At 27.7% G+C, this 16,676-nt stretch carries 14 protein-coding genes and 1 tRNA gene; 8 read left to right on the top strand and 7 right to left on the bottom strand.

The genetic code is table 11. The annotated features are described in order from the left end of the window. The first annotated feature begins 479 nt into the window (after window positions 1–479). Window positions 480–1,037, top strand: a complete 558-nt coding sequence (gene hslV, locus LJI21_00330) for an ATP-dependent protease subunit HslV (protein ID WFW29762.1) — start codon at window positions 480–482, stop codon at window positions 1,035–1,037. Between the two features lies 1 nt (window position 1,038). Then, entirely contained in the window at window positions 1,039–2,529 is a 1,491-nt protein-coding gene (hslU, locus tag LJI21_00325) for an ATP-dependent protease ATPase subunit HslU (protein WFW29761.1), read from the top strand. A gap of 359 nt (window positions 2,530–2,888) precedes the next feature. On the opposite strand, the gene LJI21_00320 is transcribed toward hslU, so the two are convergent. From LJI21_00320 to hflK, 3 genes are read right to left on the bottom strand one after another with little or no spacing between them, the layout of a single operon-like run. After that, complete coding sequence (locus LJI21_00320; protein WFW29760.1) at window positions 2,889–4,394, bottom strand: DegQ family serine endoprotease; 1,506 nt, start codon at window positions 4,392–4,394, stop codon at window positions 2,889–2,891. A 3-nt stretch (window positions 4,395–4,397) separates the two neighbouring features. Further along, a complete protein-coding gene (locus LJI21_00315; protein WFW29759.1) occupies window positions 4,398–5,270 on the bottom strand; it encodes a protease modulator HflC in 873 nt (290 codons plus the stop codon). A gap of 5 nt (window positions 5,271–5,275) precedes the next feature. Continuing rightward, a complete protein-coding gene (gene hflK, locus LJI21_00310) occupies window positions 5,276–6,310 on the bottom strand; it encodes an FtsH protease activity modulator HflK (protein WFW29989.1) in 1,035 nt (344 codons plus the stop codon). Between the two features lie 557 nt (window positions 6,311–6,867). Between hflK and LJI21_00305 the strand changes: the two genes are divergently transcribed. The 4 genes from LJI21_00305 to pyrE all read left to right on the top strand — a co-directional run bounded on the left by LJI21_00305 (window position 6,868) and on the right by pyrE (window position 10,713). After that, window positions 6,868–7,215, top strand: coding sequence for a divalent-cation tolerance protein CutA (locus LJI21_00305; GenBank protein ID WFW29758.1), 348 nt, complete (start codon window positions 6,868–6,870; stop codon window positions 7,213–7,215). Beyond that, window positions 7,206–7,278, top strand: a tRNA-Gln gene (locus LJI21_00300). The genes LJI21_00305 and LJI21_00300 overlap by 10 nt, the downstream gene beginning before the upstream one ends. A 338-nt stretch (window positions 7,279–7,616) precedes the next feature. Continuing rightward, window positions 7,617–9,161, top strand: a complete 1,545-nt coding sequence (secD, locus tag LJI21_00295) for a protein translocase subunit SecD (GenBank protein WFW29757.1) — start codon at window positions 7,617–7,619, stop codon at window positions 9,159–9,161. Between the two features lie 952 nt (window positions 9,162–10,113). Then, on the top strand, window positions 10,114–10,713 hold the full coding sequence (gene pyrE, locus LJI21_00290) for an orotate phosphoribosyltransferase (GenBank protein ID WFW29756.1): 600 nt from the start codon (window positions 10,114–10,116) through the stop codon (window positions 10,711–10,713). 292 nt (window positions 10,714–11,005) lie between these two features. Here the strand turns inward: pyrE and rpsI are convergent, their stop codons facing one another. Then, a complete protein-coding gene (rpsI, locus tag LJI21_00285; protein WFW29755.1) occupies window positions 11,006–11,455 on the bottom strand; it encodes a 30S ribosomal protein S9 in 450 nt (149 codons plus the stop codon). Continuing rightward, complete coding sequence (gene rplM / locus LJI21_00280; GenBank protein WFW29754.1) at window positions 11,443–11,925, bottom strand: 50S ribosomal protein L13; 483 nt, start codon at window positions 11,923–11,925, stop codon at window positions 11,443–11,445. Before rplM ends, rpsI begins: the two co-directional genes overlap by 13 nt. 131 nt (window positions 11,926–12,056) lie before the next feature. On the opposite strand from rplM, the gene LJI21_00275 reads away from it, so the two are divergent. After that, window positions 12,057–13,304: a TolC family protein gene (locus LJI21_00275; GenBank protein WFW29753.1), complete on the top strand. Its 1,248-nt coding sequence runs from the start codon at window positions 12,057–12,059 to the stop codon at window positions 13,302–13,304. 470 nt (window positions 13,305–13,774) lie between these two features. After that, a complete protein-coding gene (locus LJI21_00270; protein WFW29988.1) occupies window positions 13,775–14,338 on the top strand; it encodes an RlmE family RNA methyltransferase in 564 nt (187 codons plus the stop codon). A gap of 61 nt (window positions 14,339–14,399) precedes the next feature. Here the strand turns inward: LJI21_00270 and LJI21_00265 are convergent, their stop codons facing one another. Both LJI21_00265 and LJI21_00260 read right to left on the bottom strand, forming a co-directional pair. Then, window positions 14,400–15,050 carry a heme exporter protein CcmB gene (locus tag LJI21_00265; protein ID WFW29752.1) on the bottom strand — a complete coding sequence of 217 codons (651 nt, stop codon included), beginning with the start codon at window positions 15,048–15,050 and terminating at the stop codon, window positions 14,400–14,402. 227 nt (window positions 15,051–15,277) lie between these two features. Further along, window positions 15,278–16,096 (bottom strand): TrbG/VirB9 family P-type conjugative transfer protein, encoded by an 819-nt coding sequence (locus tag LJI21_00260; GenBank protein WFW29751.1) that lies wholly within the window; start codon window positions 16,094–16,096, stop codon window positions 15,278–15,280. Window positions 16,097–16,676 lie beyond the last annotated feature (580 nt).

Raw genomic sequence — 16,676 nt, 5'->3', positions numbered from 1 at the left:
TCATCTATCTTAATTTAAAGATTTTCAAATTTCCTAGTTTAGGCTCTATGACTAATAAAATCTGTCTCTATACTCATTTCTTAATCCATCAATTAGACTAAACTATTAGAACACCTAAACTTTAATCTTTAATAAATATTTGTAAAATATATATTTTATTATAAATAATACTCTTCTTTATCCTTTTATACACATACCAATTAATTAAATACTTTATCCTTAGCATATCTCATTATTTTAAACTTATAAAGTCTTCTACATTTTAAATCTTAAATAAATAATATAGAGAATCCCGCAAAAATTATAAAACAAAAAAAAATACCAAGTTTTTCCTTAAATCTATGTTTTCAACTTTTTTCTATTTCAAATAAATTAAATTTTATCTACACTTTTAACATAAAAGGAAAATATTATATTAAATAATTTTATTAAAAATAAAATAATGGTATCATATATTTTCATTTTAAAGTGACAAAGAAATGATTAAACATAATAATAGCAAAATATATGGAACCACGATACTTTCAATTAGAAGGGATAAAAGTGTGATAGTAATAGGTGATGGCCAAGTTTCACTAGGTCATACTATCATAAAATCTGAAGCAAAAAAAGTTAGGCGCCTTTCTGGTGATTCTGTAATTGCGGGTTTCGCAGGTGCAACAGCTGATGCATTTACTCTCTTTGAGAGATTGGAATCTAAACTTGATAGACATCCTGGACAATTAATGAGAGCATGTGTTGAACTTGCAAAAGATTGGAGGATGGATAAATACTTAAGAAAATTAGAAGCTATGATGATAGTTGCAGACAAATCTATTTCGTTAGTAGTCACGGGAACAGGCGATGTTCTTGAACCGGAAGATGGGATCATAGCTATTGGTTCCGGAGGAAATTTTGCTCTATCTGCTGCAAGAGCTTTAATTGATATAAAAAATGGAATATCAATAGAAGAAATTGCAAAAAAAGCTATGAAAATAGCATCTGATATATGTGTTTACACAAACCATAATGTAATTATTGAAAAAATAGAGGGGTAACATGTCTTCTAAACAAAAAAAAATATACACAACTAATTTCTTTAAACAAATTAAAATATCTTTGGAAAAACAGTTTTATAGTGATAGTAACGATCCCAACAAAAAAAGTGATCTACATCAAAATCCTAAAAGTAACTGCAATCCAAATAATAACTTCCAAATTAATGATAAAATATTATTGGATGATCTACCTCCGCAAAAAATAGTTAAAGAATTAGATAGATTTATAATTGGACAAAACGACGCAAAACGTGCTGTCGCTATTGCGCTCAGGAATCGTTGGCGTCGTAATAGAGTTCCCCCTCCTTTACGTGATGAAATTATACCTAAAAACATACTAATGATTGGTCACACAGGTGTTGGAAAAACAGAAATAGCCCGTCGCTTAGCAAAACTTGCTGGAGCGCCGTTCATAAAAGTAGAAGCAACAAAATTCACCGAAATAGGATATGTTGGGCGCGATGTTGATTCAATAATACGTGATCTAGTCGATGCAGCAATAGTTTTAGTTAAGGAAAAAGCTCGCAAGGCTCTTGCTAAAAAAGCCCTTAGTCTAGCTGAAGGAATAATAGTAAATTCCATGGTTGGCGAAAATGCAACAGAAGAAAGTAAAAGAGTTTTTAGAGAAAAATTAAAAAATAAAGAATTTGAAGATGGAGAAGTCTCTATTAACATTAGAGAAAGCAAAAATATGTTACCAACTTTTGATATACCAGGTATACCTGGAGGAGGACAAGTTGGAGTAGTAAATGTTACAGAGCTAGTTGGTAAAATGTTCAATGGTGGAAAAAAAACAAAAACTATTACAGTTAAAGTGAAAGAAGCAAGAGAAATATTAATTAATGAAGAAAGTGAAAAATTAATAGATGAAGATAAAATAATTAAAGAAGCAATTGATCTTGTCAGTAATGAAGGTATAGTGTTTTTAGATGAAATAGACAAAATTGCCGCACGTACAGAAGTAAAAGGTGAAGTAAATAGAGAGGGAGTACAACGTGACTTATTACCACTTCTTGAAGGAACAACTGTTTCAACTAAATATGGTCATATAAAAACAGATCATATATTGTTCATTGCATCTGGTGCTTTTCACTTATCTAAACCATCTGATCTTTTACCAGAGCTACAAGGTAGACTACCTATTAGAGTAGAACTTAAAGCCCTTACTCAAGAAGACTTAATAAGAATATTAAAAGAACCTGAATCTAGTTTATTAAAGCAATACATAGCCTTAATGAAAACAGAAAGTGTAATAATCGAATTCACTGATGATGGCATCGAAACTATAGCTGATATAGCATTTACAGTTAATACGCAAGTAGAAAACATAGGTGCAAGAAGACTTCATACAATTATGGAAAAACTCTTAGATGAAATAAGTTTTATTGCTTCTGAAAAAAGAGGCGAAAAATTTATTATAGATGGCAACTACGTAAAGAATAAACTTGAATCAGTTTCGAAGCAACTGGATTTGTCTAAGTTTATACTTTAATTAAATTTTCCCCCCTTTTAATTTATGGGGAACTTATAAAAAGCAAGAAGTGAAAGTATAAATCAAACAGCCAAAGAATTCGTTGGGGGAAGAGAAATAAAAAAATACATAACCCCCCACCCTCTCCGGGTTCGCACCCTCTCTTTTCTTCTTTTTGTTCTTTGCTTTTAAAATTTAATCTTCAAATATAGGATCTACTTTATCAAAAATTCCACATTATCTCTAATAAAATAAACCCCTTCTCCTTCTAATGATCAATTAAAAAACACTTCACCAAAACTATTCTAGAATGTAAAACAACAGAAAATTAACTTAATATAAAAATATTATAAAACAACTTTATATCTCGAGAGATAAATTCAAGAAATTACCTTTTTCAATTTTATTGAAGTAAAAAACTGATTCCCATTACGATAAACAAGCATCATTATTGCTCTTTCCTTGTCTTTTTCTTTTACCAGATTTATTTGATTTTGAAAACTCTCAACATTCTCTATATATGTTCCATTTATTTGCATAATAATATCCCCCTTTTTAATGCCGCGCAATGTTACATTTCTATTAATGTCTACATTAATAACTATCACACCTTTTATGGGTATATCATTTTTGCTTTCTTTTAACTCTTGCGGTAAATCTGAAACAGTTAAACCAGTTATATAGTCAGATGTTGATTCACTACCTCCTCGAGTATCACCCTTATTATCACTTATAGACTCTTGAATAATAACTTTGACATTAACCTCTTTGCTATTTCTTAATAGTTTAATTTGTACTTTTTTTCCAGGCTCAGACCTTGAAACCATTTGAGGCAATTGCGTCATTCTTTCAATTTTTTTACCATCAAATTCTATCAATATATCACCTACTTTAATACCACCCCTCTCTGCTGGACTTTTCTTCACTACATCTGCAACTAATGCGCCCTTTGTATCCCTTAAACCCAAAGATTCAGCAAATTCTCTTGTTATAGGTTGAACCTGTACACCAAGCCAACCATGCTTTATTCTTTTGCCACTTTTCAGAACATCAATGATTGATATGGCTAAATTAGATGGTATAGCAAAACCTATACCAACATTACCACCGGATTCAGACGGAGAATAAATAGCAGTATTAATACCTATAACTCTTCCATTTAAATTAAATAAAGGTCCTCCAGAATTACCTCTATTAATTGCAGCATCAGTCTGAATAAATTCATTCATAGTACCAATGCTAATATCTCTAGATCTTGCAGATATAATTCCTGTACTGACAGAACCGCCTAATCCGAACGGATTACCTATTGCCATAACTGTATCACCGACCCTTGCTTTATCAGAATCACCAAATGCTACAAAAGAAAGCTCTCTATCAGCTTTAATCTGAAGTACAGCCAGATCAGTTTTTGTATCAAAACCTAAAACTTCTGCTTTAAAATAAGTATTATCATTCATAGTAACAGTAATATCTTGAGCATTTTTAATAACATGATAATTAGTCACAATAATTCCATTTTTATCTATAATAAACCCAGATCCAAGTAGCACTATTTCTTTATTGTAGCTTGGACCTCTGTTCATAAAAAACTGATCAAAATTTTCAAAAAATTCTCTAAAATCATCAAAAAAATTATTTCTTGGAGCAAAAGGAATCCTAGCTCTACCATTACTTTCTTGCTTAAGAATTTGTTCACTAGAAATATTTACAACTGCAGGAATAAGTTTTTCTACCAAATCAGCAAGTTCTTGATTGCAACAAGTACATGATGCAAAACTCTCACCATCTGATGCCATCTTCATGCTATTATAATTAAATAAACTAGCGCACATCGAAGATGAAATTAAAAAACAAACAAATATATACAAAATCCTACTTTTCATAAACTATTTCCATCCCTTATTCAAAATATCTAAAAAATTACTATTTGATGAAAGTACAAACCTAGTATTTTTTTCAGTAAATGATTTACAGTAAGCTCTCATAGAACGATAAAAATTAAAAAATTCTTCATCAATTTTAAACGCTTCATTGTAAATTTTTGTTGCTTTAGCATAGCCACGTCCTCTTATTTCATATGCCTCTCTTATAGCGTTAGCAATAATTTGCCTTTTTTGTTTATCAGCTTTTGATTTAATTTCTTGAGCAGATTGTTCGCCTTCTGCTCTTATTTCCTTTGCTTCTTTTGCTCTTTCAGTTTGCATACGAAGAAATATCGCAGAGCTATTTTCTTCTGGTAAGTCTGCTCTTTTAATTCTTACATCTATTATTTCTATACCAAATTTTTTAGCTTCATAATAAACTCCACGCTGAATTAATTGCATAACCTCTGACCTTTTTTCATTCAACAAATTAATTAACGAAAATTTAACTATATTCTCTCTTATATGAGCTTCTATAATTGGATGTAACCTCCTTATTAATCCTGATTCGCTTCTCACAGATTGGTAAAAAATAATAGGTTCTACTATTTTATATTTTGCATACGCATCAACTATAATGCGTTTTTGATCCGCAGTTATCACTTCTCTCGGAGCTTTATCAAGACTTAAATCCAAAACTCTCTTATCAAAAAACTCTATATTACTTATAAAAGGAAATTTTAAATATAAACCACTCTCCCTAACATCTCTTACCACTCTGCCTAATTGTATAACAATCGCTTGCTTAGCCTCTTGCACCACAAACATTGAATTAAATAAAACAATTAACACAATAATACATATAAAAACAAAAATTATCCTGATATCAATTCGCATAAAACTTATTTCTCAAAACTTTTAATAGGTAAATAAGAAAACACACCCTTTAAATCATCAGTTACAACAAACTTATCTACTTTACTAAAAATATCTTCCATAGTTTCAAGATAAATACGGTTCTTAACCAAAGAAGGACTCTGCTTGTACTCTTCATAAAGTGACAGAAAACGATTCGCGTCACCTTTTGCCTCATTTATTACTTCATTCTCATACGCCTCTGCATCTAACTTTATCTTAATAGCTTCACCTTTCGCTTTAGGTATAATATCATTACTATAAGCATACGCTTCATTTATGATACGCTCCTTATCAGCACGAGCGCTCTGCACATCTCTAAATGAACTAATTACCTTTTCGGGTGGATCAATCTTTTTCATTTGAATAGACAAAATTTCTATGCCCATCTGATATCCATCAAGAATCTGCTGCAATAAAACTCTAGTATCCATAGGAATTTCTTGTCTTCCCTGACCAAGTGCAAAAGAAATCGTATTTTTACCTATTATTTCCCTCATAGCACTTTCTGCAGCATTTCTAACACTAGAGCCAGATGCGTAATCCCTAACTTTAAATAAATAATCTTTAGCATCTCTAACACGCCATTGAACCTCAAAATTTACATTAACTATATTTTCATCTCCAGTAAGCATAACACCTTCACCTCGATCTGTATCTCTTCCGGAAGATCCACTTATTCCAATTTCTTCACGATTTATCTCTTTCACATTCACTTTAAAAACTTTACCTATAGGATAGGGAAAATGGTACCGTAAACCAGGTACTTCAGTACTAAAATACTTACCAAAAACAAGTTCTATACCTTCCTCACTGGGATAAATAATATAAAAACCAGTGCAAGCATAAAAAAACAAAACAACAAAAACAACCAAGTAAAACTTTTTACCGCTATTTTTTTTTAAAACGCTAAAAATATTTCTTATTTCAGACATAACTTTATTGAGGATATCTTCATTACTAGAATTCTTATTCCTTACTGGTTTTTTTTCAAAATTCCAAGGGTCATTCTCATCGAACATAAAGCAAATATGATTACAGCACAACGTTATTATTACTTCTTTAACAGGAGAATGCAAGGTCATTTTATCATTGATAATCAAGAAATAAACTCTCATAGATATGTATTATAAAATTAACATAATGTCACTTCTAAACTTAAAAAGTCTTCGTATGCATCATCGTTTCTCTTATTGTTTAATTATTTAAGATAAAAATAGACAACTCGAAAACCAAACTAAAACCTGATAAAATCTAAAAATGACCCTACAATAATAATAAATAAAAATTTTTATATAAACCATCATCTGTAAATCTTCCATATTCCATATGTAGATCCACAAAACTAAATAAAACCCCTCTACACTCCCGTATATATTATATTCCTCTCTTACAAAAATTTAACTGGATTTATTTCTAAGAAAAACTTTTCTCACTAAATAGTGAAACTATTATCAGTTTTTTTCAAAAGACCAAATTATATAATAAATCCCCCCCAAATAATGTCCTTTTATTTTCTCTTGATGAATAAATCTATTTAATATAAAATCTATATGATATATACAAACTCTAGCATTCGATGAATCGTCTAGTTATAATTTATACGGTTTTTGCAAATTTAAAAGAAGCCAAAACTATTTCTGAAGAATTATTAAAAGAAAAATTAGTTGCTTGTGTGAACATATTTCCGGAGGTAAATTCCCTTTATTTATGGATGGATAGAGTCAATAATAGTCGTGAAACAGTAGCAATTATGAAAAGCAGAAATGACCATATTGATAAAACTTTAAAAAAAATAGAAGCAATGCATTCTTACAATCAACCTTCCATTATGGTAATACCTATAAAAAAAGCAAATAAGTCTTTTATTGATTGGGTTAATAATGTGCTATCAGAGTGTATAAAAGCAAAATATGATGGGGTATAGCCAAGCGGTAAGGCAGCGGTTTTTGATACCGCCATCACGGAGGTTCGAATCCTTCTACCCCAGCCTTATGTTAAAAAACAATAAAATTACTCTTTGCTATATTATTTTTGCTTTTATTTATAAAAATTTATCTTTATAAGATATAAGCTTTATTATAAAATAAATTTTAAATAATAAAGCTATAAAACTATATAAAATGATCTCATCACACAATATAAATACAATAAGACATGTAATTAAATAATAGATATTTTTAAATGTTTTAAGTATTAAAATACTATTACAAAAGTAGAACTATGAAACAGTAAAACAAAAGATTGTTACCTTTCTTTTTAGCTTTTAAAGTTTTTACATAGTTTATTCACAATTTACATGTAATTTCAATCTATAAAAAGGACTCCATGTACAACAGATTTACCATAATAAAGTTTATTACATTACTATGCACATTTCTCTTTGCTTTATATCTAATATTGCCAAACTTCTTTGAAAATAAATTCCTTATTTCAAAAAAAAGGATAAACTTAGGACTCGACTTAAAAGGTGGATCCTCTCTTCTGTTAGAAGTAGATCTAGACTCTTACTTCAAGGGAAAATTGACCATGCTAATCGACGAAATAAAAGAAATCTTATATATGAAACATATCAAATTTAATATACAAGAAAACAATAAACAAATAATTGTTATATTAGATAATACCGATAACCATGAGAATGTTTCAACTTTAATACATAAGATTAATCCAAATTTAGAAGTAAATAAAAAAAATTCTTCAATTTATATTTCATATAAACCTCATTACAGGAACTTTTTAATTAACGAAGTAGTTTTAGAATCAATAAATAACGTTCAAAGACGCTTAGATAAGCTAGGTACAAAAGAAATAAGTATACAAAAACAAGGACAAAATAAAATCTTAATTCAAGTACCCGGAATAGAAAATACAGAACAAATAAAATCTCTTCTCGGTAAAACAGCTAAACTAGCTTTTCACCTAGTGAATACTAATATAGTTAAAATACAGGATATAGACCATAAAACTACTATTATAGTCAAAGACTCTATAGGCAACTCTTATCCAATTTTCCGCAAATCTGAAATAGGCGGTGATTCTTTAATTAATGCATCAGTTAGATTTAGTTCTCTTGGCAAGCCAACAGTACATTTTAAACTTAATAACATAGCAAGTAAAAAATTTGCAAAAATAACCGAAGAAAATATTGGAAAACCTCTCGCGATTATTCTCGATAATATAGTTCTGACTATACCAATAATACGTGAAATAATTACAAATGGAGAGGGAGAAATTAGTGGTAATTTTAATGAAAAACAAGCTAGCGAACTTGTAATACTTTTAAGGTCAGGTGCACTACTAACACCTCTGAAAATAATAGAAGAAAAAAATATAGGTCCAAGCTTAGGAGAAGAATCAATAAAAACAGGAAAAATAGCAGCTATAATTTCTATTATAATAGTCTCATCATTTATAATCATAATTTATGGTAAATTAGGATTACTAACTTCTTTTGCATTGCTTTTTAATATAGTTTTTATACTATTAATTCTCACCTTGCTTGAAGCAACCCTAACTCTACCTGGAATTGCGGGCATCACACTGACCGTTGGTATGTCGGTTGATGCAAATATTCTAATATTTGAACGAATTCGTGAGGAAATGAAATCTGGAAAAAGAACAATTCGTTCTATTGAAGATGGCTTTAAAAATGCGATAAAAACGATCCTAGATTCGAATCTCACCACATTAATTTCTGCTGGAATAATGTTTACTATTGGCAGAGGAGCAATGAGAGGATTCTCTATCACTTTATCAATAGGAATTTTATGTTCAATGTTTTCTGCAATTATAGTCACAAAACTTCTAATAGAATTATGTATAAATCCAAAGAAGTTTAATATTTTAGAGAAAAGGTTTATAAAATTCTAATCTAAACTTTATTTTAAACACTAAAACCCTTTTAAGACAACTATAAAGAAAAAATATAAAAAATATATCTCACAAAGAAAATTTTTTTCTAAAAATTAAAACTAATCAAATAAATTAAGTACTAGAAATATATCGCCTATAACAATTTTAAATTGTAACTAAAACTTAAACTTAATAAATTATTTTATACCTTCAAATTTTATTCTAAAATATTAATATACTTTATTTAAATTTCTAATTTAATATATTATATTTGAAATAATAAAAATACTTTATTTATTTTAATTTATTTGAAAATTTAATTAATTTTTCATGATTCTCTCTCAACAAACCTTGATGCCAAAACATACACAACAATTCCATAAACCCTATTATATTACACAAAAGATAATAATATGAGGAAATTTATTGCCGTATTATTTTCTCTTTATAGCTCTACTGCCTCTTCTTAAAAAGAAGAGAAGAATTAACTATTTATTTTAAAATAAAGTTATATTAAATTGTTTTATAAAAGTTATCTCTTATATCTAGTCACAGTACAAGCAAAATAACAGAAGTGCATTTAATAATAAAATAATTTAATCATAATAAAATTTATATTTTATTCTTATTTTCAATTAATTCTTTCCATAACACACTTTTACAAGTATAAGTTTATGTATCTAAAATGCTTTAATTAAAAAAATTAAACTATAAGACAAATTAAAAATAATTAAACTACATCTTTTAATTTGATTAATAAACAATTAGTAAGTTGTATTCTGACAAACAGTCGCATATGTATTATAATCTCTCTTTTATAAAAATTTTGTACAAACTTTATCTATATCACAACATATAATTTATATATTTACAAAATCTCAGATATGTGTAAAAATTTGCGGTTTGGTATTTTAATAAAATTAAATAAAACAAATCTTATAAAGATATAAAATAAACTTTAAAGTTAACAATGTTCTACAAAAACAATTCAATTATTGAGGAATTTAAAAAAGCTGGAGCAATTTTAAATGGACATTTCGTTCTTTCATCAGGTCTTCATAGTAATACATACATACAATGCGCTAAAATTTTTGAAAATCCGAGCAGAGCTGTAAAAATCTGTCAATTGTTAGCAAACAAAATAAAAAAAGAGCTAAGTAGTTCTGTGGATTTAATATTATCCCCTGCAATCGGTGGAATAATTGTAGGTTATGAAATTGGTAAACAACTTGGAATTAGAGCAATATTTTGCGAACGAGTCAATGGAAAATTTGAATTACGTCGAGAATTTAAAATTAAAAAAGACGAAAAAATATTATTGATTGAAGACGTAATAACTACCGGTAAATCTTCACTAGAAGCAGCGGAATGTGCAGAAAAAAAAATGGGTAAAATTCTCGCAGAAGCTACATTAATTAATAGAAACATCAAAATGAAATTACCCTTCCCTGTTATATCTTTACTTGAACTTAACATTGAAAACTACAACGAAAAAGAACTCCCTAAAGAATTAAAAAGGCTTCCCATAACCAAACCAGGAAGTAGAGAATATCTAACTAAAATTAATTAGTTTCTATATTTTCAAATTATATTATTGTAGTACATATCCCCAAGGGGAAGCTCTAGTAATTATTCCTGTGATAACCCCAATGATGATTGACTTTAAAGTCAAAAACCTACTCCCCCTATAAAGACAAAAAGAGAAAATTATATAGAACAGTGTGTTAAATACCGGTAGTTTTAATATATCAACTAAACAAAGTAAATCTATTTGAAATACAACAGAAGAACACCACCATCGTTGTTTCTTTCTACTCACTCTCAAGATAACTTAATCCTTTCTTTGACTAAAAAATCTTAATCTATCTTTTAGAAAATTGACACTTTTTACGAGCTTTATGTTGACCATATTTTTTACGTTCAACAACACGTGGATCTCGTGTCAAAAAACCCTTCTTACGTAATATAAAATGGAAACCCTGACCTATTTTGCTTAAAGCTCTACTTATTCCATGAGCTAAAGCACCAGCTTGACCAGACAATCCTCCACCTTTTATTGTAGCAAATACATCATACTTATTAAGTACAGACGTCACAATAAACGGCATTTTTACTGTTTGACATACTGACTCCCTTTTAAAATAATCTAGTAATTTATCTTTTTGATTAATACTAAATCTCCCGCTCCCTTGCTTTATCCATACCCTTGCCGTAGATTCCTTTCTTCTACCTGTAGCATATAAACGACCAATAGAATCAAACACAGGCTGCCTATTCATTCTCTCTGACTGATCTTCTACTACACTTCCCATTCTTTACTCATCAATTTCTTATTTTTACGGTTTAAAGAAGCAAAATCTATCTTTTTAGGTTGCTGTCCTTGATGCTTATGCTCTAAACCAGTATAAACATATAAATTCTTAAGGCACTTACGCGCCATAGGACCGTCATCAAGCATTCTCTTTACAGCCATTTTTATTACGCGTTCAGGAAATTTACCATTTAGAATAGCATCAGGAGTAATCCTCTTTAGGCCACCAGGGTAGCCTGTATGCTTATAATAAAACTTCTCCTTAAATTTCTTTCCAGAAAAACACACTTTTTCTGCATTAATAATAACTATATTATCACCACAATCCATATGGGGCGTATACTCAGGCTTATGTTTTCCACGCAATAGCACCGCAACAAAAGCTGCAAGTCTTCCAACTATCAACCCATCCGCATCTATGACAAACCAATTCTTACTAATTTGTTTTTCTTTTAAAAAGAAAGTCTTCATCTCGCGGTAACGCTAAATAGCACATGACAACGATATAAACCTCCATAATACTTAATTTTTAAATAGTGTCAATTACTAATAATGTTTATATTATAAAATATTTCTAGCGAGTGCTATTTCAACATCAAAACATGTTTCAATTAATTGTTATACTCGTAATCACCTTTCTTAGTGTTAGTTGTTGTTGTGCAGTCAATCTGGAAGAAATAATTAACAAAGCCATTAAAAATAGTTTAAAATTGAAATATCAATTTCATCAATATAAAAATACCAAAACACAGCTTAAACTTACAAATTTAACTAATTTTTTACCTGAAATTAATTTAAAATTAAATCTTGATGAGAATTTTAATTCTAACAAAATTATAACTCTTAACCAAAAAATAATAGACTGGGGCAATACTCTCGCTACATTCAATAAATCAAATCATTTATTAAATATAGAAAAAATACGATTCCAACAACTAAAACAAGAAGTTGCGCTCAACGCAGTAAAAACATATGTTGATGTTCTATATAAAATAGAAATTTTAAAATTAAAAAAACATAAAGAATATGTCTCTTTAGAGAACTTGTTAGCAATAAAAAAACGTTCCTCGCTTGGAGAAATTACTAGTACTGAAGTTTCATTAGCAAAAGCAAGATTTTTATCTGCAATATCAGAAAGAATTGATGCCGAAGGCAAATTAAAATTAGCAAATATTTCTTACTTTCACTTAATTGGTGAAATTCCAAATAAACTTCCAAAAATTAATAATAAATTACCTTCTATTCCAAATTTAAATGAGTGTATAAAATTAGCAAAAACTAACAATTTATCTTTAAAGGCATTAATTTATCAAAAAAAAGCAGCTAAAATGGAAATGGTTACTAAGTTATCCAAATTATTACCCTCTTTAAACCTTAACATTAGTACAAACCTTAAAAGTGGAAATACCCAGTCAGGAAATCAACTATTACCAAAAAAATTATTAGGAAATTTTAATATCATTTTCACTTTTAATATCCCAATTCTTAAAATTGGAATAAATACCATTGATATAAATCAAGCTAAAATTAATATAAAAAAATCCACTTATGATTATTATCAAATAACAAAAAACATAGAAAAAGAAATTATAAACTCTTGGAATAACATTCTAACAGCAAAAGCTGTTATTAAAGCAAACTATGAAACTGAAAAGGCGATAATTTCGTCATTAAAAAGAATTAAACAAGAAATCAATTTAGGCTTAAAAAACACAATCGAGCTTTTAAATATTAAGGAAAAATTATTCAAAACACGTTTAAATCTAATCGAAGCAAAAGGTAATTATATAATTAATGTTTATAATCTACTTTTTACAATAAATAGTAATAGTACTACTAGCAATAAATAAAATTATTTTTATAAAATCCCTAAAATATAAATATCCAATCATCATCTTTATACGTCTTTTTATTATAAAATATAAAATTTAAAAAATACTTGAGAAATCTATAGAAAATGATAATATGAAGCACTGCGAGCAATAGATTTTACACAAATATATCTACTTCATGGAGAACTTTTTTATCGTGTATTTTAGTAAAAGCGATTAAACGCTAGTTTTAATATAAAAATATTCAATAAAATATTTTTCTAATATTGTAATATAATGAAGAATATAGATATGCACTACAATTTGTAAATATTGAAAATATGGATTATAGAGAAAAGAATTATACATATTAAAACTCCATTAAGTATAATATAAGACATAAAAAACAATAAAAAACAGATTTTAAATCAAGGTATTTCAATATAAAGATTAAAATAAAATCATCTAAAAATAGAAAGCTATCTTCAACAAGATGGCTATCCCGTCATATAAATGATGAATATGTAAAAAAAACTAATAGAAATGGTTATAAATCCCGATCTGCTTACAAATTAATAGAAATAAATAATAAATTTAAATTATTTCAAAAGGGACAAAAAGTTATTGATCTAGGAGCTTCCCCAGGTGGATGGTCCCAAGTTACATCTCAAAAGGGAGCAAATGTGATAGCTATCGATATAAAACCAATAAATACAACAATCACTGGAGTCGAATATATACAATGTAATATAAATGAATTTGAAATTTTAAAAAATAAATTTAAAGACCAAAAATTTGATGTGATTCTATCTGATATGTCCCCAAAATCTTGCGGATTAAAGTCGTTAGATCATATTAGAATCATGCTTTTATGCGAAACAGCATTAAATATTGTAAAGAATTTACTAAAACATAAAGGTAAATTTGTAGTAAAAATCTTTCAAGGAAAATTTGATAAAAATTTTTACTACAAATTAAAAAATTTGTTCAAAACAGTAAAATACTTCAAACCTAAATCAAGTAGATCTTCATCTAAGGAAATATACTTGATATGCCTGAACTTTATCGGATAAATAAATTACAAATAAAATAAAAAATTTACAGATATAACAAGGCAACAGAAATTAGTTCGATTTAATCGAACTCTATAGCAAATTTTAGTGCGACATAAGTAGCTATAATACTATTAACTAGTAAAATAGCAAAAATTAATACAACAATAAACAATGTATAAATATCTAAAAATAAACTTTCAAAATAAACTAATAATTTGAAGGAAATAAAAACTGGCACTGTAATCGGCAAAATAAGAATTTGTGATACCCCTGGTACTAAATTATTTTTACCAACTGTCAATGCATTTCCAACAGCTGAGATATTAATTATCACAAACGTACTAAATAATAAAAATAATCCTATTGCTATCGAATTCTCAATACTGTTACCAAAAATCTCAAAATTAAATATTGAGGAAATCACTGAAATTGGAAATCCAAACAATAACCAATGAACAAAAATTTTACAAATAATTATAAATTTAGAAGAAAGTGGCTGTATAAAAATTTGTTCCAATATTCCATCACAATAATCAGAAGTAAACAAACCATTAGTAGAAATTTGCAAAACAGACGTAGTACATATCCATATTAATGTTAATATAACTTCTTGCTCGCTATTGTCTCCAAGTGTAAACGAAAATAAACTTAACATTATCACAAAAACAGATAATATATATATTACAAAATTTTTATCATGTATTACTAATTTTTTTAATAAATTAATCATAGCAAAACTTTTTGTATAGGGGACTTATATATTCTAAGCAATAAATAAATATTATCGTTTTATTTTATAAATTAAAAATTAATATCCAATTGCAAAAGTATAAATTATACAATTTCACTAATTTACTTAGTTATAATTTATTATAGAATAAGAAAACTTTATAAAAAAAAATCACTCTATATTGATTACAACAACTCCCTATAGGAATCGTATTGGAGAAATAATTTCTAACCTTTTTTCTTTTTACTTTTCTTAGAGAGACTCTTTTTATTATTAAAAGGCATGTTTTCATTGAATAAATAAACAATACTTGATCCCTTTCTCAGAATAAATGCCGAACTTACTTTTTCAATTATAAAATAATCATCAGCCGTACGAAAATTTACTAAAGATTCATATCCAGTAGAATCAACCATGAAAACTGCTGGAAAATCGGAGTTAATCTTATTAAATTGTAAATAAGTAAACACCCCATCATCAAATACCTTAATTGGTATTATTAATTCACTATTTTTTGCATGTGAAATAGAATAATTAAAATTTAAACCCTTCTTTACAAATTCAATATCACTTATATTAGGAACAACGTTAGAATTAACCTGTTCAAAAATATCACCATTACTAGTTGTATAAATTTCATCGCTGTTAAATAGTGGATAAAGGAACCTCACTTCATACGCTAATCTCGGATCATCTAATCCAGTTGCTTCTTCAGCATGAAATTCAAAATAATAAACTCTTTTATTAGTTATTATAGTTGCATTAGTATCAGCAATATCATCTATAGGCTTAATAAATAATCTATTATTTTGAGGAATAATTTGCCAACCAGTTGGATCTCCCATTGAAAGATTCTGTATTACTTCACCAGACTCAAATAATATACTTGACTGATATCCATAAAAACCAGTATACTTGTGTATAGCATTTGAATTATAATTAATAACTTTTATGTGACTGCCCGCGGCTATTGAACGCGGTTCTTGCTTTGCAAATCCCTCAATACCATAAAAAAATGACAGCGCTACGAATATCAAACTAATCACAATGCCCGGGTTTCTATATTATAGATCGTTATTCTAAGCATCTAGAAATATAAATGCAACAACTATGCTAAATTATAATTGATATCTAATAAAACAAAGATTACTAATGACATTAACAAATTTAAAACTTATTTTCTAGAAAATCTAGTCTAAAACTAGACTATACTTCTAACATATATTAATAACACAAATTTATTAATTTTATTAAAATTTTCCGTATCTTAACATCTTAAGACTGAAACATTAATAATTACATTACTATCAATTCACAAATTATAAGAAATTTTCCTTTCTTCTTTTTAGAAACTTTTTTAACGTTCTAAACAAAACAATGTGATATCATTAAAATATATAATAAAAGCACTGTTATAAATAATTTACAAAAATAAAAGTAAGATTTAAAAGAATACCAAGTTAATAAAATCTCAAAAAATTAACATGTAAATAAAATTTTTTACAATTATTTTGATAAAATTCATTTTCTTTACTTCCTATTAAGGAATAAATAAAACATTTTACATATAAACTGCATCCAATATTTACTAAAATATACAAAATAATACATCATGCATAATACAAA

The organism is Wolbachia endosymbiont of Menacanthus eurysternus, from assembly GCA_029715105.1.
In the GTDB taxonomy this organism is placed as follows: domain Bacteria; phylum Pseudomonadota; class Alphaproteobacteria; order Rickettsiales; family Anaplasmataceae; genus Wolbachia.
This window is presented reverse-complemented; position numbering and strand designations above follow the sequence as displayed.